The organism is Corynebacterium sp. SCR221107, assembly GCF_027886475.1.
In the GTDB taxonomy this organism is placed as follows: Bacteria; Actinomycetota; Actinomycetes; order Mycobacteriales; family Mycobacteriaceae; genus Corynebacterium.
Window position 1 is genome coordinate 830331 of record NZ_CP115670.1, and the last position, 24007, is coordinate 854337.

Genomic DNA, 24007 nt, shown 5'->3' on the forward strand with positions numbered 1-24007 from the left:
CGAACGACACTGCGGCGTTTTCTTAGAAGAATTCTTTCCGTCTTGACCCAGGCGCGCACGGCTTGGGCGCCTGTGGCGCGGCGCGTAACGAAGAGCCCACAACACGCAAACCATGCGTGGCTCGTTAAAATCGCTAGGTGAACTTCTTTCTCCTGGCGCTTTTGGGCTTGGTCGCTTTGGTCGGGCCCGCGCTGAATCTGCCCCGGCGTTTGTCGGTGCCGGTGGTCATCGGGGAGTTGGCGGTGGGACTCATCTTTGGCGCTACCGGTTGGGGCATCTTCGATGCCACCGACGCAACCTTCTCCTTTATGGCTGAGGTTGGCTTCGCGCTGGTGATGTTTATCGCCGGCACGCATGTCCCCTTCCATGACCCGCAGATGCGCGTCGGTTTGCGTCGCGGGCTGGGGCACGCTGTTATTGTCGGCATGCTTTCGGTCCCGGTCGGAGTGGGATTGGCTTGGCTCTTCGGCACCAATCACGGCCTGCTCTATGCTGTCATTGTGGCGTCGTCATCGGCGTCGCTGGTGATCCCGGCGCTTGGCGGGGCAAAGATCACCGGCGCGCAGCCAACGGCGATGATCATGCAGATTGCCATCGCCGACGCTGCAGCAATCATCACGTTGCCCATTGTTTTGGCGCCCGATCGCGTGAGGCATGCGTTGATCGGCTCAGGCTTGGTGATTGTATTGGCCTGCGTCTACGGCCTGATTGCGCGCAACCGGCATCTCAGACGCCTCCGACAGGTGTCCAAGAAGCGCAACCTTGCGCTGGAAATGCGCATCGTCTTGGTTGCCCTTTTTATCCTTGCCGGGGTGGCAAGCTACTTCGGGGTGTCGGTCATGCTCGCTGGCTTCGCCCTCGGCCTGGCAGTAAGCGTCAACGGTGAGCCCAAGCGGCTCAAGCGCCAAATGTTTGCGCTCACCGAGGGCTTCTTCGCACCCCTGTTTTTTGTGTGGCTGGGGGCATCCATCAATCTGCGCGCGCTTGCCGACGCTCCCACGGGCATTCTCCTTGGCCTAGTGCTTGCTGTCGCCGGTGTATTCATTCACCTCCTTCCTACGGTGATGGGGCAGCCGTGGCGGATGGCGATTGCCACGGCGGGCCAATTGGGAATCCCGGTGGGCGCGGTTGCCATCGGCTCGACCCATGGGTTGCTGGCGGACTGGGAGGCACCGGCCTTCCTACTGGGGGCAATACTGAGCATCCTTGCCGTGGCGCTTGTAACCCCAACCATCGCAACACAACTCGCATCGTCACCCGGAACCATGGAAGGTAAAGGCGAAGGTCAGGGGGCGGTTTAACAAACGCGTAACTGAAGAGTATGCTTCAAACGCATTGGGGCATTAGCTCAGTTGGTAGAGCGTCGCGTTCGCAATGCGAAGGCCAGGGGTTCAATTCCCCTATGCTCCACATGTTGTACTCACTTCAGATACAAATTTGTGAGTATGTTTCGATCCCCCCCCCCGGGTTCCGCGTTGTACTAGGTATTTCGCGGGTCTGGAGGGGGTTCAGTATTTCTCGGACACAGGTGGCGTGAGAGTTCTGGTCGGTTTACGAAGGTCGAGATTGGGGGTGCACGGTTGCGCGGGGCTCGGACTCGGGGAGCCGGGAAAGTATGGGCTTCTGTTAAAAGAGTGGGCCAGATGCTAAGCCACCGGCACCGAGTCCAGTAACACCTACAGGGAAGTGGCGACCCGCGACGGGAGTAGCCCATGATCAACCTCGATAAGATGGAAGGAGCCTCCGTTGACAAAGACGGTAGCCGCGATCCCGGCCCACTGACCTCCTCATACCCAACCCCACTTACAAAGGGATCGCCGCAGGGTGAAATCCAGCGCCAAAACACGAAGATGTTGCCGACGAGCGGCTGGCCCGGGAGCTCTGCAACCACAAGCTTGGGGAAGCGTGCAACGCAGCGGATGGCAACGGCTCACCGCAGCGGGCAGCAGGCATGAAGTTTTGATCGTGGCTTAAGGCATCAGGGGGTGGTGGGCGTCGGCACGCACAAGGCACGTGGGTGATCAACACCCACGTTGCTGCCCCTTTTAAGACGGTTGCCTCAGAGCCATTGAATGTAGAAAAAGACCAGGTTTGCGCCAGAGAGGCACAGAAGTAGTCCTAAGAGTGTGGCCTAGGTGCAGAAGGTGCTCTGGTGCCGCTGTCGGCCTTTCGATTTCCGGAGCTCGTTCCTCACACCTGCCCGAGGGGCTGCCACGGATCGGGCTCGAAAAGGTCGTCCACCGTGCATCCGAAGACCTTTGCCATGTTGAACGCCAGCGAAAGGGAGGGATCGTGCTTGCCGTTCTCAACGGAGATGATGGTCTGCCGTGTAACGCCGAGGATCTTTGCCAGTTTCTCTTGAGAGACTCCCAGCCGAGCGCGTTGCTCCACCAAGTGGTTGTGCATCAGGCCTCACGCTTCTTGAGGACTAGGTATGCGATGCCGAAGCTCGCCCAGCCGAGGAGCACTACGCCCCACAGCCAATCCCGATGGATGTGCAGTTCGCGCAGGGACGGGAGAAACAGGGCGACCATTTCGAATACCGACAGAATGATCATGACGGTGAGAAACGCGTAATAGCCGGCTCGCTGGACCCATTGCGCCTCCACGGACTCCTCAGGATGCACGACGGCGCCCGTCATGGTGGTGCGATCGACGATGAGCGTGATGATGAGCCCAAAGCCCATCGGAATGGCAACGAACGCGATGGCGAGCGCCATCATCCACCCCTGGGGGTCACTTCTGTTCGCGGCTAAGTGCAGCAGTCCGAACAGCAGGCCGATGGCGGTTCCGCCGACGAGGCCGATAGGCGCTGCGGGACGCCCGCTCTTGGTGTGCCCCCATTTCCGGGGTTCCACAATGCCCTCCCTGGGTACAGTTTACTTGACGTAAATAAGATTAGACGTCAAGTTTCTATTACGTCAAGTATTCTTTACGTTGTTCGCGTCACGACAATCAGCCGGCCTCATCGGTTGACTGGGGCTATGCGACAAGAGTGTAAGTTTTCCCGCTTTTCGGTCTTGACCTTCTGGTTTGATATGCAAGATTCTTCTCGGAGATTGTGAATCGTCCTTTTGCCCCCGACTACAGCATGTGCCGTGAAGTGAATGTGAACGGCAACGCTCCGTACGTCAGCTAGTCCGGGCCGATGGGCGCAGTCAAGCAACTCCGTGCGCGCGACGCAATCGCGACAGTGGGGCTGGATGAAGGCGGCGATCAATGACTTTGACCCCCAAGGTCCTGTTGGCTTCCAGCTTTGCCGTCAGTATGGATTGACGCCGCGTTGGATAGTTGGCGGTCTCCCGAACTGAACTCAAGTCTTCACGTGCGGTGAGACGAGGACAGGTCCCGAGTCATATGACTTAAGAGTGCTAACGCTTCGCAACTCGGCCCATGATGTGGTGGTGAAACAACGATCGTCTTAGACACCGTTCACCGTCGAACGGTAAAGGGACCGCCCTCGGGTTCGCCGAAGATAATGACATGGAGTGCTCGTTGCGGGGCTTTTTCGGTCTCGTGTGTAAGCGCCATGGTCTAAGCCCGCCGTCGTGCCCACTTCCGAGGCGACAGTGCGGGAGCGGGAGTAGCGAGTCTAGTGCGTGTAGGTGGTGTGCTGTGCTGGTACTGGTGGGCAGCCCGTGGGGTCCTGGGGGAGGGGTGCCCGCGGCGAATAAGAAGGCCTCGGGGACGGTGGGTGCTGCAGGGCGTCGGTGAGCAAATAGGGCTGGAACATGTGGCGGCAAACGGACCGTGCCGTGGTACGGCGTGTGGTAAGGGATCGAGAGTAAAGCCGTGAGCAAGGCGGGCTTTCCGATCGGGTGAAAACGACGCGTCAGGCGACAATTTAGTTCAGAATTATTGCAGTAAAATTTGGTCGGAGACAAAAGTCACAGTGGTCAGACAATAGTGTCGATGTGAGGACAAAATCGCCTTGTGCAGGCAAAACGGAATTGTTGTTTGATGTTGGATTATGTTGCTTTTGTGATGTGACTTTTGCCAAATGCTTTTGGTTCTGCAAACGGCCAAAAATACGCCTACATTGTGGGGTATGAGCCAAAGAACAATCGGAGTGACTGAGGTCGCATTGCGCGATGCGCACCAGAGCTTGTTTGCAACCCGCATGGCCATGGAAGACATGGTCGCAGCATGCGAAGATATTGATCAGGCTGGGTACTGGTCCGTCGAGTGCTGGGGTGGCGCCACTTTTGATGCCTGCATCCGCTTCCTCAATGAAGATCCCTGGGAGCGTCTGCGCACGTTCCGTAAGCTGATGCCTAACTCTCGTCTGCAGATGCTGCTGCGTGGTCAGAACCTGCTCGGCTACCGCCACTATGAGGACATGGTCGTCGACAAGTTCGTCGAAAAGAGCAAGGAAAACGGCATGGACGTCTTCCGCGTTTTCGACGCTCTCAATGACCCGCGCAACCTCGAGCACGCCATGCAGGCCGTCAAGAAGGTCGACGGCCACGCACAGGGCACCATCTGCTACACCGTCTCCCCGCTGCATGACACGGAAGGCTACATCAAGCTTGCCGGCCAGCTGCTGGACATGGGCGCTGACTCCATCGCGCTCAAGGACATGGCCGCACTGCTCAAGCCGCAGGCCGCCTATAACATCGTCAAGGGCATCAAGGAAACCTACGGCGAGGACACCCAGATCAACGTCCACTGCCACTCCACCACCGGCGTCACCATGGTCACGCTGCTCAAGGCCATCGAGGCCGGCGCGGACGTCGTTGACACCGCCATCTCCTCCCTGTCCCTTGGACCTGGCCACAACCCAACCGAGTCCTTCGTCGAGCTGCTCGAGGGCATGGATTACACCACCGACCTGGACATGGATCGCCTCATCAAGATCCGCGACCACTTCAAGACCATTCGCCCGAAGTACAAGGAATTCGAGTCGAAGACGCTGGTAGACACCAACATCTTCCTGTCCCAGATCCCGGGCGGCATGCTCTCGAACATGGAGTCTCAGCTCACCGCACAGGGCGCTGGTGACCGCATCGATGAGGTTATGGCTGAGGTTCCGCGCGTGCGCAAGGATGCAGGCTACCCTCCGCTGGTGACTCCTTCCTCCCAGATCGTGGGCACCCAGGCCGTGTTCAACGTCCTCATGGGCCGCTACAAGGTCATGACCGCCGAGTTCGCTGACCTTATGCTCGGCTACTACGGCGAGTGCATCGGCGAGCGCAACCCAGAGCTCATTAAGCAGGCTGAGGCACAGACCAAGAAGGAGCAGATCACCGTCCGCCCAGCCGACCTGCTCGAACCAGAGTGGGATAACCTGGTCGACCAAGCCAAGGCGCTAGAGGGCTTCAACGGCACCGACGAGGATGTGCTCATCAACGCACTGTTCCCGGGTGTTGCCCCAGGCTTCTTCAAGACCCGCCCGGAGGGCCCGAAGAACGTGGGCAAGGATCCAGCGCTGATCAAGAAGCGCGAGAACGAGGCCGTTCTCGAGCCGATTACCTACAAGGTCACCGTCGGTGGCCGCACCCAGACCGTCCACGTCGAACCGGCTGAGTAAAGGAGTTTGAAGAACAATGGCTGAAGAAAAGTCAATGGCCGAGCGCCTCGAACAGCTGGCCAAGGCCCGCGAAGAGGTCAAGCTCGGTGGCGGCGCCGACAAGATCGAGAAGCAGCACGCCAAGGGCAAGCTCACCGCCCGCGAGCGCATCGATGCCTTTGTGGACGAGGGAACCTTCCACGAGACCGGCATGTTCGCCAAGCACCGCACCACCCACTTCGGCATGGATAAGGCAGTCGCCCCAGCCGACGGCGTGGTCACCGGCACCGGCGCCGTCTTCGGACGCCCGCTGCACATCGCCTCCCAGGACTTCACCGTCATGGGCGGCTCGGCTGGTGAAACCCAGTCCAACAAGGTTGCCGCCATGATGAAGGCATCCGCTACCACCGGCACGCCGTTCGTGTTCATCAACGACTCCGGCGGAGCCCGCGTCCAAGAGGGCATCGACTCCCTGTCCGGCTACGGCAAGGTGTTCTACCAGAACGTTTTGCTTTCCGGCCTGGTCCCACAGATCTCGATCATCGCCGGCCCCTGCGCCGGTGGCGCTGCCTACTCGCCGGCACTGACCGACTTCATCATCCAGACCCGCAAGGCCAACATGTTCATCACCGGCCCGGGCGTGATCAAGTCCGTGACCGGCGAAGAGGTTACCGCTGACGCACTCGGTGGCCCCGATGCCCACATGACCAAGGCTGGCAACATCCACTTCGTTGCCGACGACGACGAGCAGGCCATCCTCATCGCCCAGAAGCTGTTGAGCTTCCTGCCGCAGAACAACACCGAAGAGCCGCCGGTGGTGGACCCGGATCCGATCGTGGAGCCGGACGAGTCCCTGCGCGACATCGTCCCGGTGGAGGGCAAGAAGGGCTACGACGTACGCGAGATCATCGCCCGCGTGGTCGACCGTGGCGACTTCCTCGAGGTCAAGGCGGGCTTCGCCCCGAACATCGTGGTGGGCTTCGGCCGCATCGTTGGCCGCACCGTCGGCGTCATCGCCAACCAGCCCAACGTCATGTCCGGTGTGCTGGACATCAACTCCTCCGACAAGGGCTCCGAGTTCATCCGCTTCTGCAACGCCTTTAACATACCGCTGGTCACCTTCGTCGACGTCCCCGGCTTCATGCCTGGTGTCGCCCAGGAGCACGGCGGCATCATCCGGCACGGCGCCAAGATGCTGTACGCCTACTCCGCAGCCACCGTCCCGAAGATCACCATCGAGCTGCGCAAGTCCTACGGCGGCGCACACCTGGCCATGTGCTCCAAGGACCTGGGTGCAGACCGCGTGTTCGCGTGGCCAACCGCCGAGATCGCCGTGATGGGCGCCGAGGGTGCCGTCAACGTGGTCTTCCGCAAGGAAATCGAGGCGGCCGAGGACAAGGCAGCCAAGCGTGAGGAGCTCATCCAGCTCTACAAGGACACCTTCTCCACTCCGTTCATGGCAGCCTCCCGCGGACTGGTCGACGACATCATCGACCCGGCCGAGACCCGCCTGCACATCGCGGATGCCCTTGAGGTGCTTACCAACAAGCGCGAGACCCGCCCTGCTAAGAAGCACGGCCTGGGTCCGGTGTAAAGATCGGAATCGTCATGAGTGAACCAAACAATGAGGAGCTGCTCGCGCTCGTCGAGAATCTGACCAAGCGCCTCGACGCCGCCGAGTCCGAGATCGCCGAGCTGCGCCGTCGTTCGGACGCCTCCATCCCGGAGGACGTCATCATCGCCATCTCCGCTGCTGTCTCTGCCTTCCTGGGTAACCGGGGTCGGGTCAAGGCCGTGAAGTTTGCACGCCACCGCACCTGGGCTGCGCAGGGACGCCAAGAGGTTCAGCACCACATTCCAAGCCAGTTGTAGGCACTTTCAAGTAAGGGTTAAACAGTATGAAACTCAACGTGACAGTAAATGGCATTGCCTACTCTGTCGAGGTAGAGGTCGAGGAGGAGCAGCGTCAGCTGGGCCCCATCGTCTTCGGTGGCGCAGCAGCGCAGACGCACTCCGAGCCCGCAACCGCATCCGTGCAGGGTGTCTCCGCTAACGCGGTCGTCGCCCCGCTGGCCGGTTCCGTGTTCAAGATCCTCGTCAACGAAGGCGACGAGATCGAGGCGGGTCAGGTCCTGCTCATTCTCGAGGCCATGAAGATGGAAACCGAGATCACCGCACCGAGCGCCGGTGTGGTCGGACAGATCCGCGTCGAGGTCGGCGAGTCCGTCCAGGGTGGCCAGGCTCTGATCGTCATCGATTAGGCAGTGCAACATACGGCCTGACGCAATAAGAAATGCCCCGCTTCATGCGGGGCATTTCTTAGCTTTCGGGGAGGACGTCGGCAAGCACGCGGTGCCCGCCGACGTCCTAGAAGCTGGATCTAGTAGCGCGGGCCTTCGACGCCAGCCTGGTTGAGCATTGGGACGTTCCAGATGGCCTCGGGGACACCGAAGGCGTCGACGAGAACCTCAGCCCACGGCGCGAGGGAGTCCACGAGGTCGCGCTGGGCAGCACGGGCGATGCGTACTCGGCTGGAAGGAAGCACGTTGTGCTCCTCGAACCAACCGGCGTCCTCGATGATGGTCGACAATGCGTAGAGGTTGCGGACCTGCTCCAGCACCTTGCGGGCGGAGGAGTCCTTGGGCAGCTTGCCTTCTGCCTCGACGAGCGCCTGCAGAGCCAAGGACTCCATGCGCGCCCAGCCGGCGGCGATGAGGTGATCTTGCGCCTTGTCTACCTCGATGGCGGCCTCGTCGAACTCCAGCTTGCGAGCATCGCGCATCCGGCCAGCCAGGGACTTGAGGATGGACTGGGAGCGCTGCTCCAGGAGATCGACCTGGTAGCCGGGGTCGAAGAGGGAATTCTCGGCATTGCGGCGAGCGGCATCGAGGGCTGCCTGCACCGTCTTGTGCAAGCCGGAGCGGCGACGAACCAGGTCGGACACCTCGTCGAAACCGTACTTGACCATGTCCAGAGTGGACAGGTCACCCATGTCGCGGGCGTAGGCGGTGAGCATTTCCTTGCCCACCATCTGGATGAGGACGGTGTTATCGCCCTCGAAGGTGGTGAACACGTCAGAGTCTGCCTTGAAGGTGGTCAGCAGGTTCTCAGACATGTAGCCTGCGCCGCCGCAGGCCTCGCGGCATTCCTGGATGGTGCGGGTGGCGTGGCGGGTAGAGATGGCCTTTAGTCCCGCCGCCCAGCTCTCCAGCTCGCGGGAGGCAATCAGCTGCTCCTCGGTGGGGTTGGAAAGGTCGAGCACGCCCTCGGCGATCTGGCGCTGCTGTTCATACAGTCGTGCGGTGACCTCGTTTTGCAGGAGCATCAGCGCGTAGGTCTTGGACAGCGGCACCAGCAGGCGCAGGCGGTGCGAGCGGTGCTCGATGAGGCGCTTCTCCGGTTCGTTGCCGCCGGGGGAGAACTGGCGACGCTGGGTCGCGTAGTGCAGGGCAATCGCCAGCGAAGAACGGGTTGCCGCATTGGCGGCACCGCCGACGGCGATGCGACCACGGATCAGTGTGGACAACATGGTGAAGAAGCGGCGGTTCTTCGACTCGATGGGGGAGGTGTAGTTTCCGGCCTCGTCCACATCGCCGAAGCGGTTGAGGAGGTTCTCACGCGGGACGCGCACGTTGTCGAACAGGAGCGTGCCGTTGTCAACGCCGAGCAGGCCGCCCTTGTGGCCGTGGTCGCCGATGGTGACACCAGGAAGCGGGTTGAGATCCTCATCGCGGATCGGAACGATCAGGCAGTGCACGCCGTGGGACTCCTCCACGCCCGGGGTGTATAGCTGCGCGAACACAGCGGCAATGCGACCGTGGCGGGCGGCGTTGCCCAGGTAGACCTTCTTTGCCGAAGGCGTGGGGCTGTTGATGATAAATTCCTGGGTTTCCGGATCGTAGGTCGCGGTGGTTTGCAGCTGGGCAACATTCGAGCCGTGGCCGATCTCGGTCATGGCGTAGACGCCGAGCAACTCCAGATCCATGGTGGGCTTGATGTAGTGGCGGTGACGCTCGGTGCCAAGGTTATCGATGGCGCCGCCCCACAGGCCCCACTGGACGCCGGCCTTGACCATGGCGGAAAGGTCGGCATGGCCTAGGGTCTCGAGGCCGATGATGGCGCGGTCGGCCTTGCCAGAGCCACCGTTGGCGCGGGAGAAGGAATCGTAGGCGTAGCCGGCGTCGCGGAAGCGCTCGAGAACGGGCAGGATATCGTCGCGGATCTCATCGAGAGTGCCATCGATCTTCGGCAGGAAGAAAGGATCGTTAAGTAGCTCACGGATATCCTCGCGCAGCTCGCCGAACTGCCCGTCGAGAATCATGCGCAGGTCATCGACTGCCTGGCGATCCGGGGTAGCAGGAAGCGGACTGGGAAGGTGTGCGTCCTTGGCAGCCGCCTTGGACGAACCCTTCGTAGCGTTCTTGACTGCGCTCTTGGCAACGGCCTTGGCGTTTTCCTGAGCCTTGGTGATGGTGGACATTGGTGTTCTCCTTCTTGAAGTCGAAAGGATAAGAGGATGGGGTGAATAGGATGAAGTTGTCGTTGGAGAGGGGTCTGTTATGCCTCGAGGATGGCAACGATGCCTTGGCCGCCTGCCGCACAAATGGAGACCAGCGTGCGCCCGCCACCGTTTTCGTGCAGCGTCTTGGCGGCCGTGGCCAGGATGCGGGCGCCCGTTGCGGCGAATGGGTGGCCAGCTGCCAGCGAGGAGCCCTTGACGTTGAGCTTGGCGGTATCGATCGGGCCGAGCGCGCCATCGAGGCCCAGCCGCTGGCGGCAGTACTCGTCGGATTCCCACGCGGCAGTAGTGGCCAGAACCTGGGAGGCAAAGGCCTCGTGGATCTCGTAGAAGTCGAAGTCCTGGAGGCTGATCCCGTTTCGTGCCAGCAGGCGAGGAACGGCGTAGGTGGGGGCCATGAGCAGACCGTCGGGACCGTGGATGTAGTCCACGGCGGCGGTCTCCGAGTCGACGAGGTAGGCCAAAGGCTCCAGCCCGTGGGAGCTGGCAAAGGCCTCGGTGCCCAGCAGTGCCACGGAGGCTCCGTCGGTGAGCGGGGTGGAGTTGCCAGCGGTCATCGTTGCCTGTGCGCCGTGGTCGATGGCGTCCTGCTTGCCAAAGACCGGCTTGAGCTTGCCCAGTGATTCGATGGTTGCGTCCGGTCGGAGGTTCGTGTCCTTGGTGACCCCGAGGAACGGAGTGATGAGGTCGGAGAAGAATCCGGCGTCATAGGCCGCAGCCAGATTGCGGTGGGAGGCAAGCGCCAACTCGTCTTGAGCCTGGCGGGTGATGCCGAACTCGCGCGCGGTGATGGCCGCGTGCTCACCCATGGATAGGCCGGTGCGGGGCTCGGAATTGGCAGGCTGTTCGGGGGCGAGCTGGCTTGGCCTGATCGAGCCAACGAGCTTGAGGCGGTCGGCGGCGGTTCGCGCGTTGGAGAGCTTGATGAGGGTGCGGCGCAGTTGATCGCCGACGGCCAAGGGGGCATCGGAGATGGTGTCGGTGCCACCGGCGATGGCCGATTCATAACGCCCTGCGGCGATGCCATCGGCGACCAGGATAGCGGCCGCCAACCCCGTGCCGCAGGCTTGCTGAACATCGATGGATGGGGTGGTAGGTGCCAGCGCGGAACCGAGTACCGATTCGCGGGTGAGGTTGAAGTCGCGCGAGTGTTTAATCACGGCACCCGCGGCGACCATGCCCAGCTCAAGATCCTGCAGTCCATAGCGGGCGACGAGGCCATCGATGGCGGCGGTGAGCATGTCCTGGTTGGAAGCGTTGGAGTATTCGCGGTTGGAACGAGCGAAGGGGATGCGGTTGCCGCCGAGAATGGCGACGCGGCGAGACGTGGTGCTCATCGGAACTCCTTTTGTTGAGGAAAGTAATATGGCGTAAATCACGTTGTCTTGATAATGTATCCTACATCACGTACCAAGATGATGTACATCACCTTAACCTAGGTTGTTAGAAAGGTTAAAGGGCGAAAGTGAACAAGAAGTCTCGAAATTGTAGTTGAGCTGGGAAAATAGATAGGACAATAAGGGTCACCGAAGGGTATTTTTCGCCGCAACTGCACAAACAAACGGTCTGAAAACTGCACTCCCGGTGCAAGGAAATGACGCCAATGCGTCCTTTTTAAGTACCGGGACAGGCCCCGCCCACGGGTCTGTGAAGCTTCAGATTCGCAACTTCTCCACCCACAAAAACCACATAAATTTCTCGCACCCTCCCGCAAACGGGGAAGGGACATGAAGAAAGGACGGGCCATCATGGCCAAGACAGGATTGCTGGAAAACCTCATCAACTCCTCCGCCGCTGGCAAGCTCGGCGTTCCCCAGGGGGTGCCGCTGCGCCGATACGTCGAAGGCAAGCCCGCCCTCGACGGGCCAGTGGTTATCTGTGGCAGTGGCACCTATGCCCCCGAGCTCGAGCAGTTGCTCGCTGATGACTATGAATTCATCCCCGCCAACGCAGACACCCCGCGCGCGGCCATCGTCTTTGACGCCACCGGTATCACGCGCCCCGAGGATCTCCACGAGCTCTTCGACGTCTTCAATCCTCAGATGCGTAAGCTTCGCAAGTGCGCCCGCGTGGTCGTGCTCGGCACCACCCCTGAGCTGCTCACCGGCAGCGCCGGTGCGGATGCCCGCATCAGCCAGCGCGCGCTAGAGGGCTTCACCCGCTCCCTGGCCAAGGAGCTGCGCCACGGCGCGACCGCCCAGCTCGTCTACGCGGCACCAGGATCGAGCCTGGGTGAGATCGAATCCACGCTGCGCTTCTTGCTGTCGGGCAAGTCGGCGTTCGTCGATGGGCAGGTCATCCGCATCGGCAGCACCGGCACCGGCACGGACGTTGAGGCACCGGAAAGCTGGGACAAGCCGCTAGCCGGCAGGCTCGCTGTCGTCACCGGTTCCGCCCGTGGCATCGGCAAGACCATGGCCGAAGTCCTGGCCCGCGACGGCGCCAACGTCATCTGCGTGGACATCCCCATGGCGGGCGAGGCACTGGCTGAAACCGCCAATGCGGTCAAGGGCACCGCCCTTCCGCTGGACGTCACCGACCCGAACGCAGCCGCAACCATCGCCGAGCACGCTAGGCTGCGCTACGGCCGCAAGATTGACGTCCTGGTACACAACGCGGGCGTGACCCGAGACAAGTTGCTGGCCAACATGGACGAAAAGATGTGGAACATGGTCCAAAACATCAATTTGGTCGCCCCCGTGCGTATCACCGAGGCGCTCATCGAATCCGATCAGCTGGGCGAGCACCCGGCCATCATCGGCGTCTCTTCCATCGCGGGCATCGCGGGTAACCGCGGCCAGACCAACTATGCCACCACCAAGGCGGGCATGATCGGACTGGTCGATTCCCTCAAGGAGGAGCTTGCCGCACGCGGCGGAACCATCAACGCGGTGGCCCCCGGCTTCATCGAGACGGCGATGACCGCCGCCATGCCCACCGTGCCCAAGGAAGTTGGGCGCAAGTCCAACTCACTGGTGCAAGGCGGCCAGACCATCGACGTCGCAGAGACCGTCGCCTACCTTGCAGCGCCGTCCTCCGGTGCGGTCAGCGGCAACGTCATTCGCGTGTGCGGCCAGTCGATCATGGGGGCTTAAATCATGATGAATAACGTGCACGACGACATCGAATACACCACCTTGCCCGCCATCCCTGCGCTGGCCAAGGAATACCGCAAGGTTGCTGTCGACCGGGTCCCGGGCGTGGGCAAGAAGCGGTCGGGTAAGTCCGATCCCACCCGCGGGTTCGCCGTGGTGGGGGTGCGGGTGGATTCGGACAACCTCGCCGCCTACAACCAGGCGGTAGGCTTTCGAACCTCGAACCAACTGCCGCTGACCTATCCGTTTGTCTTGGGCTTCCCGCTGGTCATCCACACCATGTCACAGCCGGATTTCCCCTTCGCCGCGATGGGTGCGGTTCATATTTCCAATTCGATCGAGCAGCGCCGCGCGATCGGCGTAGACGAGCAGTTCTCCCTGCTCGTCCACGCCACCAACCTGCGCGCGCACCGCAAAGGTTTGCTCATTGACCTCGTCACCGAGGTGGTGATCGATGATGAGCCGGTATGGATTCAGACCTCGACCTTCCTGGGGCTCGGTGCGAGGCTCGACGCCAAGGCGGACACGTCGGTGGTCGACCGCGGTGAGCAGCGCGGCACCAACCTAGGCGAGGCGGTGCTGCCGAAGAAGGTGGCGCAGACTGCCCAGTGGAAGGTGACCCGCGCGGATATCGATGCCTACGCTGCAGCCAGCGGCGACCGCAACCCGGTGCACACCAGCACGCTGGGTGCCAAGGCCTTCGGCTTCCCTGGGGTCATCGCCCACGGCATGTACACCGCCGCAAAGATGCTCACCCTCCTTGAGGGGCGGGTAGACGGGCACGTGCGTCACACCGTGGATTTCGCTCGTCCGGTCGTGGTGCCGGCGAAGATCAGCTGCTGGGCGATCCGAAGCGAGGACGGCTCCTGGGATCTGCAGGTTCGCAAGACCAAGGATTCGGAGAAGGTGCACGCCCACGCGACGGTGGAACAGCTCTAACCCCGCGCACACAACCTGCATGAACGAGGGCACGAGGACATCAGCCTTGCTGGATGGAGCCGTTCGACGCGGTGTCGCCGTTGCCGGGGACAGCATGCCCGCAGGCCTGGCTTGCGGCGTGCTCGCGCGCGGCGCCGTGCTTTCCGACGTCTATAGCCGCTGGGCTCCTTCAGTCCGCTATGCCCGGGATCGTGCCCATCCTTGTAGGGAAGGGATGCTGGCGGTAACGGCGAGGACGGTTGGGGCGCAACGGCGCCGGTGGGCGTCGGAAAGCACAACTATGGTGCCCAGAAAACGAGCGAAAGATTCCTGCCCCGTGAGACGGAAATTACTTGCACAAAGTATGTGACGCTGCATAAGGTTAGGGCAATCATAAGCATGATAGAGGCGCGGCCAACAAGAGTAGCTTTCCCCTTATGACACGTGCGCTAGGAAGCACTGGGAAGCGAAAGGGGCGGCCGCCGAGAAAGCGCGTGAGGTCCTGGCCTGCGTGTTTTCGGGCCAGTGGACAATATCTACTGGACTGTCGCTGTGAAGCGGAGAGCTGTCATGACACGTGCGTTTAACGTTTGGAGTCATGAATCTCATGGCTCCTTTTATCTTATGGTTCCTTGAGTTTCTCGATGGCGTACATGCTGGAAAGCACAGTCTTGGGAATCTTAGGCATCCACAGGGTCAAAGACACCATGGCCTTCACGCTTATGAGGAATCTCGCGCCAGTTTGCCTGCGGGAAGTCCAAAGGCAAGCACTTCAAACACGATGACTGAGAAAGAGAAGGCACCATCATGAAAAGCTACGTCAAGAAGGTCATGGCCATCGGCATGGCACTCGGCCTGGCCGCTTGTAGCGCCACCGATAACTCCAGCTCCACCTCCGCCTCCGGTAGCGCCGGCACCAGCGGATCCGGCGTGGAGGATGGCGTTTTGACCGTGGCCATGGAGGCCGCCTACGCCCCGTACAACTGGGCTCAGCCCACCGACGCCAATGGCGCGGTGAAGATGAAGGACTCCGAACTGTACGCCAACGGCTACGACGTCATGACCGCCAAGAAGATCGCCGAGGCCAACAACTGGGAACTCGAGATCAAGCAGCTGGACTGGGATTCCCTCATCCCGGCCGTGCAGTCCGGCACCGTCGACGCCGTCATCGCCGGTCAGTCCATGACCGCCGAGCGCGAGCAGGAGGTCGACTTCGCAGGCCCGTACCTCTACGCCAACATCGTCGTCTTGACCAAGAAGGATAGCCAGTACGCTAGCGCCAAGTCCCTCGCGGATCTGGCCGGTGGAAAGGTCACCAGCCAGACCGGCACCATTTGGTACGACACCCTCATCCCGCAGATCGACGGCGCCAACCGCCTGTCCGCATCCGAGAGCGCACCGGCCATGCTGATGGCACTCGAGACCGGCCAAGTCGACTACGTGGTCACCGACATGCCCACCGCCGAGGGCGCTGTGTTGGCATACCCGGACATGCAGATCGTCAACCTGGATGAGGGCCAGGGCTTCGAGGTCTCCGACGAGGATGTCAACATCGGCGTCTCCGTGCGCAAGGGCAACACCGAGCTCAAGAACAAGATCGACGAGTTCCTTGCCACCCAGACTGAGGACGACTTCACCGCGCAGATGGAAGAAGCCGTCAAGATCCAGCCCCTCGAGAACAACTAGTACACGCCCAGACCCCACCGGGTGAAGGGCTCGAGGGCGGCCGGAGGCAGGTGAAAAGCGCCGGGGGAGTGGGATTTCTACTTGCTCGGCGCACGGATGCTCGCGCCGGAGTCCTGGCCAAAAGCGTTACCTGGTGGCCGTCCGGCAGACGTGTGTAAGTTCCTGGATCGGAAGAAAAGAAGTGAGCAACTGACATGCTGGCACAACTGTGGCAAGACATACTTACCCTGTTAGATTCCTATGGGGCGACCTACGGCAAGGGCATCCTCAACACCTTGATCCTTGCGATCGTGGCCACCTTCTTCGGCTGCATCATCGGGTTCATCTGCGGAATCCTCCAGACGATACCGCACGATAAGTCCGACCCCGCCCTCAAGCGCGTGCTGTTGTGGATCGTGCGCGCGATCATCCGCATTTACGTGGAGCTGTTCCGTGGCACCCCGATGATCCTGCAGGCGGTGTTCATCTTCTACGGTTTGCCGTACTTCTCCAACAACGCCTTCCAGTTCACCAACCTCTGGGCGGTGTCTATCGCCGTTGTCTCCATTAACACCGGAGCCTACATTGCGGAGTCAGTGCGCGGCGGCATCTTCAGCGTGGACCCCGGCCAGATGGAGGGCGCACGCGCCATCGGCATGAACCATTTCCAGGCCATGCGTCAGGTGGTGCTGCCGCAGGCGCTGCGCAACATCCTCCCGCAGATCGGCAACAACTTCATCATCAACATCAAGGACTCCTCGGTGATGTTCATCATCGGTTTCTCCGAGTTCTTCTCCGTCCACCGCATGGTCGCCGGCGCGGTGTTCAAGTACTTCCCCTCGGCCGTGATCGAGATGGCCGGCTACCTCACGCTGACCCTGGTCTCCTCCTTCCTACTGCGCTGGCTCGAGCGCAAGCTCGACGGCGCGGACGCCTATGAGCTCCACGAAACTCCGGACGCGCACAACGGCTACCACCTGATGAATAAGGATCCGTTGGTCATGGCCGCTGGCAACTACACCTTCCGGGATAACAGCGCACAAGGGTCCCACTCCGGGAACCAGCAGGCGCAGCAGGAAGCTAACCAGGTCAAGAAGGAGAAGTGAACTCATGGCTGAGATTGAAACCCCCATCATCGAGGTAAAAGGCCTGCACAAGAGCTTCGGCAAGAACGAGGTACTCAAAGGGGTGGACTTCGAAGTGCACCCGGGTGACGTGACCTGCATCCTGGGTGCTTCTGGATCCGGCAAGTCCACGCTGCTGCGGTGCATCAACATGCTAGAGACCGCCAGCGGCGGCGAGATCCTCTTCCATGGCGAGGACATTCACGGCCGTTCTGTGGATCAGAACAAGTACCGCTCCAAGGTCGGCATGGTGTTTCAAAGCTTTAACCTCTTTAACAACATGTCCATCCTGAAAAACTGCATGGTAGGCCAGCAGACTGTGCTCGGACGTTCAAAGGAGGAGGCCGAGGAAAAGGCGCGCTTCTACCTCGAGAAGGTGGGCATGCTGCCGTACATCAACGCCAAGCCCCGGCAGATCTCCGGTGGGCAGAAGCAGCGCGTTGCCATCTCGCGCGCGCTGGCAATGGACCCAGAGGTCTTGCTTTTCGACGAACCCACCTCCGCGCTTGACCCGGAGATGGTCGGCGAGGTCATCTCGGTGATGAAGGACCTCGCCCGCGAGGGCATGACCATGCTGGTGGTCACCCACGAGATGGGCTTTGCCCGCACGGTGGCCAAGAATGTGGTGTTCATGTCCGATGGCAAGATCGAGGAGCAGGGCACCCCGCAACAGATCTTCGATAATCCCACTAAGGAGCGCACCCGAGAGTTCCTCGCCCGCTACCTGTAGCCGCAGCCCCGTGCTTTCCTGCGTCCCCAGCCCAACCGTGGCTGGGGATTTTTCGTTGTGCATTAAAAGACCGTTTGCTGCGTGTAACTTGAGAGATTAAGAACCGCGGCCGGTGTTGCATGCTGCTTCGGCAGCCCATACCTTGGGCCGGTGGCACCGAAGTATGGGTAGCGGGCGGGGGTAAAGTCGGTGTGGTCTTCATAGGTGTGCGTTGACCGTGTAGCTTAACCAGAGTGCAGGCTATCAATTGTGGTTGTGCTCATGGTGAAAGCAGGAGGGTCACGGCATGGGGAAGAGGAAGAGCCCTCAGCCCGGTGGCTTGGGTGCGAATTTTCTTCGAAATTGCAATGTGGAAAGGGTCCAAGGCGGGGACATGCGAAAATTAGGAAGGTTGCGGTCCGGCTCGGCGCTGGCTTTGCTGTCGGTGGCGGCGTTGGTGGGGTTGGCGCCGCACGCTGGTGCGCAGGAGGCCGCACCGCTGCCGCAGGAGGTTGCGGCCGCGGTGCCACAGGAGGCTGCCGATCAGCTCGGCGTTGGCATTGCCACCTTCTGGCAGCAGGTCGACGAGGCGCGAGCCCAGGTGCAAGCACAGCTTGATGAAGCGCAGGCGCAGCTGGAGGCGCAGGTAGGCCAGGTTAACGCGGACCTTGGCAAACAGGCAGAACAGGCACGCCAGCAGGCCAGCGCCGTCGTGCAGCCGGCAACGGATGCGCTGGGTGCGCAGGCTGCTGGTGCTACTGCCGGTGATGGCGCACAGTATGTCGAGCCGATGACCGACGGTCCTGACTACCACTGGCGCACGGATATCGCCTCCCAGATTCTGGCCGGGCGGCCGGGGCCGGTACTCCAGCGGGTGCAGGGTAGCTACTTTAGCGCGCCGGATATCCCGGCCGAGTCCATCGAGGCGGAGCAGCGCGGGGTCTCCCTGTACGGGCCCGGCACGCCGATCTACATTGGCGAGAGCGGCTTTTGCACAGTGGCCTTCACCGGGGTGGATGCCGCAGGCCACAAGGTTGCCATCACCGCCGGACACTGTGGTCAGGTCGGCGACGCGGTGGCCTCCGCCGATTCCTGGCGGGTGGGACCGTCGGGCACGGTGGTCGCCCAGGGTGCAAACATGGATTATTCGGTCATCGAATTGGGCTCGAATGCGCAGGTGACCAATTCCTATAATGGCGTGACCGTCAATCAGCTCGGCCAGGGCAATCTGCAGCCCGGCCAGGTGGCCTGCAAGCAGGGCATTTCCACAGGTACCACGTGCGGCATCGTTTGGAGCAGTAATCCGGGCGTGCAGATCACCCAAATCTGCGCAGGCCCGGGTGACTCCGGCGCGCCGGTAATGTTGGGCGATCGTGCCGTCGGCATGGTCAACGGTGGCACGCTACCGTTTTATGAGCTGGCCTGCCGCACCCCGCTGCAAGGCGCGCTGTTTATGCCCACTGTCTCCACTCCGGTGGATGCCATTCTCGCGGACCTCAACGCCCCGGGCCCAGGCCATGTGGGCTACGGCCTAGGCGTTGCCGGATAGGGTGCTGGGGGAGAAGACGCCGTCGAGGACGCGCGCTCGGTAATTCGAAAAAGAGTTCAGCCGGCCCCTTTACGTCGACTGCGGTTGTGCCTCCGCGGTCGGCGTACGGCGTTTCAGGTCTGACATTTGGTTCTCGTTGACCTCCGTCAAAAATGTGGCGGGGGTCATTTTATTGGAAATGACATTTGCCACATGAGGTTGTCTTTACTGAGGTCATTATCGAAGGGTAACCTACCTAAGGTAATACAAACTTTGGTTTGCCTTTGGTTGGAAGGTGTCGCGCATCGCCACTGAGGTCGCCGGGCGCTGCGAGTAGCACGCCCGCGGGTGACATCGGCGGGCCAGCCTCAAAAGGCAGGGAAGAAAGTTCCAACACATGACTACCGCACTGCAAACAGGCTCCTTGGACTCGATCTGCGTCGGAGGGGCGTGTCGCGTGTGTGACATTGATGAGTGCATGGATCCCAGCCAGCGTCGCCGGTTGGCCGAGCTGGGCATCCGCCCGGGTTCCACCTTCAGCGTCACCCAGCGCATCGCTGGCGGCGGGCTGATCATCAAGAAGCGCTCCACCCGCTATGCCATCGATCGCAGCACGGCTGCGCGCATCGGGGTGGAAGTCCTGTCATGAGTGCGCCAACACCCAACGCCACAGGTTCCGGCGCCGAGGAGCTGGCCATAGCCCCCACGCCGTGCGGCAATGACTTTGCAACCTGTAAGTGCTCGGATACCGGCCTGAAGATCGCGCCGAAAGACTCACCCATCATCGGGCTCATCGGCGCCCCGAACTCGGGAAAATCCACCCTGTTCAATGGCCTGACGGGCGCGCGGGTGCAGATGGGCAACTGGCCGGGCACCAGCGTGGAGATCGCCCGCGGTGCGTGGACCATCTCTACGCGCACCTTTGACCTCATTGACTTTCCCGGCGCCTATTCGCTCGATGCCCACAGCCCCGACGAGGCCTTCACCCGCGCGATGATCGTGGAGGCGGCGCCGGAGGATCGCCCCGACGTGGTCATTGTCGCGGTCGACTCGGCAAGCCTCGAGCGCGGCTTGTACATGGTGGCGCAGCTGTTGGAGTCGCGCCACCGCGTGGTTGTGGTGATTACCAAGGATGATGTGGCCCGTGCCGCAGGCCAGGAGCTGGATGCTGCATCCCTCGAGCAGGCGATCGGCTGCCCGGTCGTGGTCGTCGACCCGCGCCACCGCAAGGGTCTCGAGCAGGTCGAGGAGGCTGTCGAGGTTGCTCTTGCTCGGGAACCTTGGCGTCGGAAAGCAAGCGCAAGCCAGGACGAGTTTGAGCTGATCGACGACCGCTATGCGTGGATCGAAAATGCCACCGAGCAGGCGGTAACCCTGGGGCAGGCGCCAGCAAGCAGCGTGACGGAAAAGATCGACCGCGTTGCCTTGCACCCGGTGGCAGGCCCGCTGCTATTTTTGGCCGTGATGTGGCTGGTCTTCCAGATAACCACCACCGTCGCCGCGCCGATCCAGGACCTGGTCTCCGGCTTTTTCGAAGGCCCCCTGTCGGACTGGACTCGTTCGCTGCTGGGCCTGCTGCACCTTGATACTCCGCTGGTCACCGGCTTGCTCATCGATGGCCTCTTCGTGGGTGTGGGCACCGTCTTGAGCTTTGCGCCGCTGATGGCGCTCATGTTTTTGTGCCTGGCCGTGCTCGAGGATTCCGGCTACATGGCACGCGCCGCGGTGGTCACCGACCGGGTGATGAAGGCCATCGGGCTGCCCGGCAAGGCCTTTATTCCCATCGTCGTCGGATTTGGCTGCAACGTCCCGGCGATCGCCTCCACCCGCGTGCTCGCCCAGCGCGACCACCGAATCATGACCGCGCTGCTGGTTCCTTTTGCCTCCTGCTCGGCACGCCTGACCGTCTACGCCATGCTCGCTGCGACCTTCTTTCCCGGAGCATCGGGAACGGTGGTTTTTGCCATGTACCTCATCTCGATTGGGCTGATCGTTGCCATGGGCTGGGTTTTCCGAAAACTCCTATGGCGCACGATGGGCACCGAGGCGCTGGTCATCGACCTGCCGGTCTACCAGCTGCCGGGATTGCGCCTGGCGGCGAGTGTGACCTGGACGCGCGTGAAAGGCTTCCTCAAGACCGCCGGTGGCATTATCGTCGTGTGCGTGGCTGCGGTGTTTGCCCTGCAATCGACGCCTATGACCACCGAGTATTCCTTCGCTGACGAGAACCTGCCGGTGTCTGAAAGCGTCTACGGCGAGATCTCGCAGGCGGTGTCGCCGGTGTTTGCGCCGGCGGGATTCGACTCCTGGTCGATCACGGGCACCCTGGTGACCGGCTTTATCGCCAAGGAGGCGGTGATCTCCACCTGGGCGCAGACCTACGCGCTCGATGATGTCAGCGAGCAATCCGCCGCTGAGCAGTCCGTCTCTCCGCTGGCCGACGCCATCCGCGCCGATTTCCATGGGGCCTCCGGCGGGCATCCGATCGCCGCGATCTGGGCGTTTATGGTGTTCTTGCTGGCGTATACCCCGTGTGTGGCCACGCTGGCTGCCCTCAAGCGAGAGATTGGCTGGCGCTGGACCGGGTTTGCCGTGGGTGTCGAGCTGGTCACAGCCTGGGTCCTGGCCGTAGCCGTCTTCAACCTGCTGCGGATCTGGTTCTGATGAAGCCAGCAACCGCCGTGCTCGGCGCGATACGCGAAGGCCACACCACCGCCGCCTCGATCGCTTCGGCCACCGGCCTGCGTGAGACGATGGTGGCGACGCTGCTCGAGCACTTCAAGCGCGACGGTCTCCTGGCCGCCGATGCCCCCAGCTGCGGTACGAACGGCCATTGCTCCAGCTGTGCGGTGGCCAATTCTTGCGGTTCCAAGCAGTTGCTGACGTTGCAGCTTCGCCCGCCATCCTAGTTTTTGCTTGCCGACGTCTACAGTCCCGCGGTCACCCGCCCACAGCAGTTGCTGTGGGTTTTTTTCTCATCTCCTGGCACCAGAGGGGGCGGGGAGCCCGCGGATCCCTGGGCTTCACATTTGCGGTCGATAGGAGTCGGTCGAAAAGGCTGCCAAAAATACCCCGGGGTGGTATAAAAACCGCGCCTATTCGACCGCGCCTATTCGACCGCAAATGTGAAGCCCCCAGGCCGTGGTTCGAAAAGCAGCAGGGATTAGCTCAGCCGCGCGCGGACCTCGTCGTGAAGCAGGCCGTTGGTGGCCAGGGCGTCGCCGCCGTGAGGGCCGTCCACGCCGGCGAGGGAGGTGAACTTTCCGCCCGCCTCGGTCACGATGATCGACAGTGCTGCCAAGTCCCACAGGGAGACCTCCGGCTCGGCGGCGATGTCGACTGCGCCCTCGGCAACCAAGCAGTAGGAGAAGAAGTCGCCGAAGCCGCGCAGGCGCCAGGTGTCGTCGGAAAGCCCCAGAAAACCCGGTAATAGTTCACGGTCGCGCCAGCCGTCGAGGGAGGAGAAGGACACCGAGGCGTCCTTGATCTTGGAGACCGCCGAAACGTGCAGCTGGCGCGGGGTGCTTCCGTTGAAGCTGCGGTAGGCCCCCGCGCCTTCGGCCGCCCACCAGCGGCGCGCCAGTGCCGGTGCGGACACCACGCCCACGACCGGTCGGCCGTCGACAAGCAGGGCGATCAGCGTTGCCCACACCGGCACGCCCCGCACGTAATTCTTGGTGCCATCGATGGGGTCGATGATCCACTGGCGCCCAGTGAGGGCAACGTCGCCGCCGAACTCCTCTCCCAGAATGGCATCACCTGGGCGATCCTGGGCGATTGCCTCGCGCAGCAGTTTCTCGGTGGCGATGTCTGCGTCCGAGACCGGGGTCATATCGGGCTTGGAATCCACGCGCAGGTCTGAGGCCTCGAAGCGGGCAAGCGTGTGGGCGTCGGCAAGCTCGGCGAGGCGGAGGGCGAAGGCGAGATCATCGGAATAGGACATGTTGGCTCCTAGGGAAAACGGGTAGTCAAGGAAAACAAACGCAGGAAGTACACAAAGCCGAAGGCCCGCCGTCGCGGTGCGGCTAGGAGGAGGCGAGGACCTGGCGGATCTCGTCGACGGTGCGGGCGCTACCGGCAACACACCAGGTAACGCCGCCTGCCTCGATCTTTGCGCAGGTGCCGCCAGCGCCCTCCACGAGAGCGCGTCCGGGCAGCCAATCCCACGCGGCCACGGTGTGCTGCATCCACGCCCCCAAGGTGGAATCGGCGACCGAGCCCAAATCCACCGAGCCCGCGCCAAGCATGCGCCAGGTCGCAAACAGCCCTGCCACCTTCAGCCACGCCTGGGTCAGCGCGTCATCGGCCAGGTAGTTGGGGTGCAGGTAGGTGCCCAGGCTCGAGGTCGCAGGAGCGGCGTCGGTGATACCGGCGACCGGCTGTCCATCGCGAGTAGTGGGAATCTCAGGGCCGCCGAACCAGGTATAACCCATCGCCGGGCGGTGCACCGCGCCGAAGTACAAGGTGCTGGGGTCTTCGGGATCGCCTTCGACAAGGGCTACCGCGGAGCACCAATAATCGGAACCGGTGCTGAAGTTGTAGGTGCCATCGACGGGGTCGATCACCCACGTGCGCCCGCTGGCGGACGGGCGGGAGGCGCCCTCCTCGCCGAGCACGCCGTCTTCGGGGCGCAGCAATTCCAGCGCACCCGCCACGAAGTGCTCGGCCGCCCGATCGGCGTCGGTGACCACATCCGACACTGAGGTCTTCTGGTCGACAGTGACCCCCTGCTCGCGCATGCGCCAGGCCAAGCGCCCGGCGTTGTAGACCAAGGCTTGGGCAAGGTGCTCGTCGGAGTCTTTCTCGTGGGCGATGGCAAAGGTCTTCGTAATCGTTGCGATCATGTCGTTGAAGGATGCAGCCTGATTGCTCATGCCCTCTATTGTGCAACATCGGCCAAACCGCGCACCGGCATGGGTGACACATTGCGCATGTAAGTA

Annotated in this window: 20 protein-coding genes, 1 tRNA gene and 1 riboswitch; of the genes, 15 read left to right on the plus strand and 6 right to left on the minus strand. The window is 62.0% G+C overall.

Annotated elements, in window-relative coordinates; all coding sequences use genetic code 11:
• The first annotated feature begins 137 nt into the window (after positions 1–137).
• Both PAB09_RS03810 and PAB09_RS03815 read left to right on the plus strand, forming a co-directional pair.
• Positions 138–1301, plus strand: coding sequence for a cation:proton antiporter (locus PAB09_RS03810; protein ID WP_271034734.1), 1164 nt, complete (start codon positions 138–140; stop codon positions 1299–1301).
• Positions 1302–1337: 36 nt separating this feature from the next.
• Positions 1338–1410, plus strand: a tRNA-Ala gene (locus PAB09_RS03815).
• Positions 1411–2190: 780 nt separating this feature from the next.
• Here PAB09_RS03815 and PAB09_RS03820 read toward each other — a convergent pair.
• Both PAB09_RS03820 and PAB09_RS03825 read right to left on the minus strand, forming a co-directional pair.
• The gene (locus tag PAB09_RS03820) at positions 2191–2406 is read right to left on the minus strand and encodes a helix-turn-helix transcriptional regulator (RefSeq protein WP_271034735.1); all 216 of its coding nucleotides are present in this window, start codon (positions 2404–2406) and stop codon (positions 2191–2193) included.
• Positions 2406–2858: a hypothetical protein gene (locus PAB09_RS03825; RefSeq protein ID WP_271034736.1), complete on the minus strand. Its 453-nt coding sequence runs from the start codon at positions 2856–2858 to the stop codon at positions 2406–2408. Before PAB09_RS03825 ends, PAB09_RS03820 begins: the two co-directional genes overlap by 1 nt.
• Positions 2859–4048: 1190 nt before the next feature.
• Between PAB09_RS03825 and PAB09_RS03830 the strand changes: the two genes are divergently transcribed.
• Genes PAB09_RS03830 through PAB09_RS03845 form a run of 4 tightly spaced genes read left to right on the plus strand, consistent with a single transcriptional unit; the run spans position 4049 to position 7770 of the window.
• Positions 4049–5530, plus strand: coding sequence for a methylmalonyl-CoA carboxytransferase subunit 5S (locus PAB09_RS03830; protein ID WP_271034737.1), 1482 nt, complete (start codon positions 4049–4051; stop codon positions 5528–5530).
• A 16-nt stretch (positions 5531–5546) separates the two neighbouring features.
• Positions 5547–7103 (plus strand): acyl-CoA carboxylase subunit beta, encoded by a 1557-nt coding sequence (locus PAB09_RS03835; RefSeq protein ID WP_271034738.1) that lies wholly within the window; start codon positions 5547–5549, stop codon positions 7101–7103.
• Between the two features lie 14 nt (positions 7104–7117).
• Positions 7118–7381, plus strand: coding sequence for a hypothetical protein (locus PAB09_RS03840; RefSeq protein WP_271034739.1), 264 nt, complete (start codon positions 7118–7120; stop codon positions 7379–7381).
• Positions 7382–7407: 26 nt separating this feature from the next.
• Complete coding sequence (locus PAB09_RS03845; RefSeq protein WP_271034740.1) at positions 7408–7770, plus strand: biotin/lipoyl-containing protein; 363 nt, start codon at positions 7408–7410, stop codon at positions 7768–7770.
• A 119-nt stretch (positions 7771–7889) separates the two neighbouring features.
• Here the strand turns inward: PAB09_RS03845 and PAB09_RS03850 are convergent, their stop codons facing one another.
• Positions 7890–9989, minus strand: a complete 2100-nt coding sequence (locus PAB09_RS03850) for an acyl-CoA dehydrogenase family protein (RefSeq protein ID WP_271034741.1) — start codon at positions 9987–9989, stop codon at positions 7890–7892.
• A 77-nt stretch (positions 9990–10066) separates the two neighbouring features.
• The gene (locus PAB09_RS03855; RefSeq protein ID WP_271034742.1) at positions 10067–11365 is read right to left on the minus strand and encodes an acetyl-CoA C-acetyltransferase; all 1299 of its coding nucleotides are present in this window, start codon (positions 11363–11365) and stop codon (positions 10067–10069) included.
• A 411-nt stretch (positions 11366–11776) separates the two neighbouring features.
• On the opposite strand from PAB09_RS03855, the gene PAB09_RS03860 reads away from it, so the two are divergent.
• The 9 genes from PAB09_RS03860 to PAB09_RS03900 all read left to right on the plus strand — a co-directional run bounded on the left by PAB09_RS03860 (position 11777) and on the right by PAB09_RS03900 (position 21976).
• Positions 11777–13123 (plus strand): 3-oxoacyl-ACP reductase, encoded by a 1347-nt coding sequence (locus tag PAB09_RS03860; protein WP_271034743.1) that lies wholly within the window; start codon positions 11777–11779, stop codon positions 13121–13123.
• A 3-nt stretch (positions 13124–13126) separates the two neighbouring features.
• A complete protein-coding gene (locus tag PAB09_RS03865; RefSeq protein ID WP_271034744.1) occupies positions 13127–14062 on the plus strand; it encodes a MaoC family dehydratase in 936 nt (311 codons plus the stop codon).
• A 374-nt stretch (positions 14063–14436) separates the two neighbouring features.
• Positions 14437–14617: riboswitch (Lysine riboswitch) on the plus strand.
• 231 nt (positions 14618–14848) lie between these two features.
• On the plus strand, positions 14849–15727 hold the full coding sequence (locus tag PAB09_RS03870; RefSeq protein ID WP_271034745.1) for a transporter substrate-binding domain-containing protein: 879 nt from the start codon (positions 14849–14851) through the stop codon (positions 15725–15727).
• 194 nt (positions 15728–15921) lie between these two features.
• On the plus strand, positions 15922–16812 hold the full coding sequence (locus PAB09_RS03875) for an amino acid ABC transporter permease (RefSeq protein ID WP_271034746.1): 891 nt from the start codon (positions 15922–15924) through the stop codon (positions 16810–16812).
• A gap of 4 nt (positions 16813–16816) precedes the next feature.
• Complete coding sequence (locus PAB09_RS03880) at positions 16817–17560, plus strand: amino acid ABC transporter ATP-binding protein (RefSeq protein WP_271034747.1); 744 nt, start codon at positions 16817–16819, stop codon at positions 17558–17560.
• 373 nt (positions 17561–17933) lie between these two features.
• Complete coding sequence (locus PAB09_RS03885; protein ID WP_271034748.1) at positions 17934–19088, plus strand: hypothetical protein; 1155 nt, start codon at positions 17934–17936, stop codon at positions 19086–19088.
• A 376-nt stretch (positions 19089–19464) separates the two neighbouring features.
• Positions 19465–19716, plus strand: a complete 252-nt coding sequence (locus PAB09_RS03890; RefSeq protein ID WP_271034749.1) for a FeoA family protein — start codon at positions 19465–19467, stop codon at positions 19714–19716.
• Entirely contained in the window at positions 19713–21731 is a 2019-nt protein-coding gene (feoB, locus tag PAB09_RS03895; RefSeq protein ID WP_271034750.1) for a ferrous iron transport protein B, read from the plus strand. The genes PAB09_RS03890 and feoB overlap by 4 nt, the downstream gene beginning before the upstream one ends.
• The gene (locus PAB09_RS03900) at positions 21731–21976 is read left to right on the plus strand and encodes a hypothetical protein (RefSeq protein ID WP_271034751.1); all 246 of its coding nucleotides are present in this window, start codon (positions 21731–21733) and stop codon (positions 21974–21976) included. The genes feoB and PAB09_RS03900 overlap by 1 nt, the downstream gene beginning before the upstream one ends.
• A 254-nt stretch (positions 21977–22230) precedes the next feature.
• Here the strand turns inward: PAB09_RS03900 and hisN are convergent, their stop codons facing one another.
• Together hisN and PAB09_RS03910 are read right to left on the minus strand one after the other, a co-directional pair.
• On the minus strand, positions 22231–23010 hold the full coding sequence (gene hisN, locus PAB09_RS03905) for a histidinol-phosphatase (RefSeq protein ID WP_271034752.1): 780 nt from the start codon (positions 23008–23010) through the stop codon (positions 22231–22233).
• Positions 23011–23092: 82 nt separating this feature from the next.
• A complete protein-coding gene (locus PAB09_RS03910) occupies positions 23093–23941 on the minus strand; it encodes an inositol monophosphatase family protein (protein ID WP_271034753.1) in 849 nt (282 codons plus the stop codon).
• Positions 23942–24007: the final 66 nt, after the last annotated feature.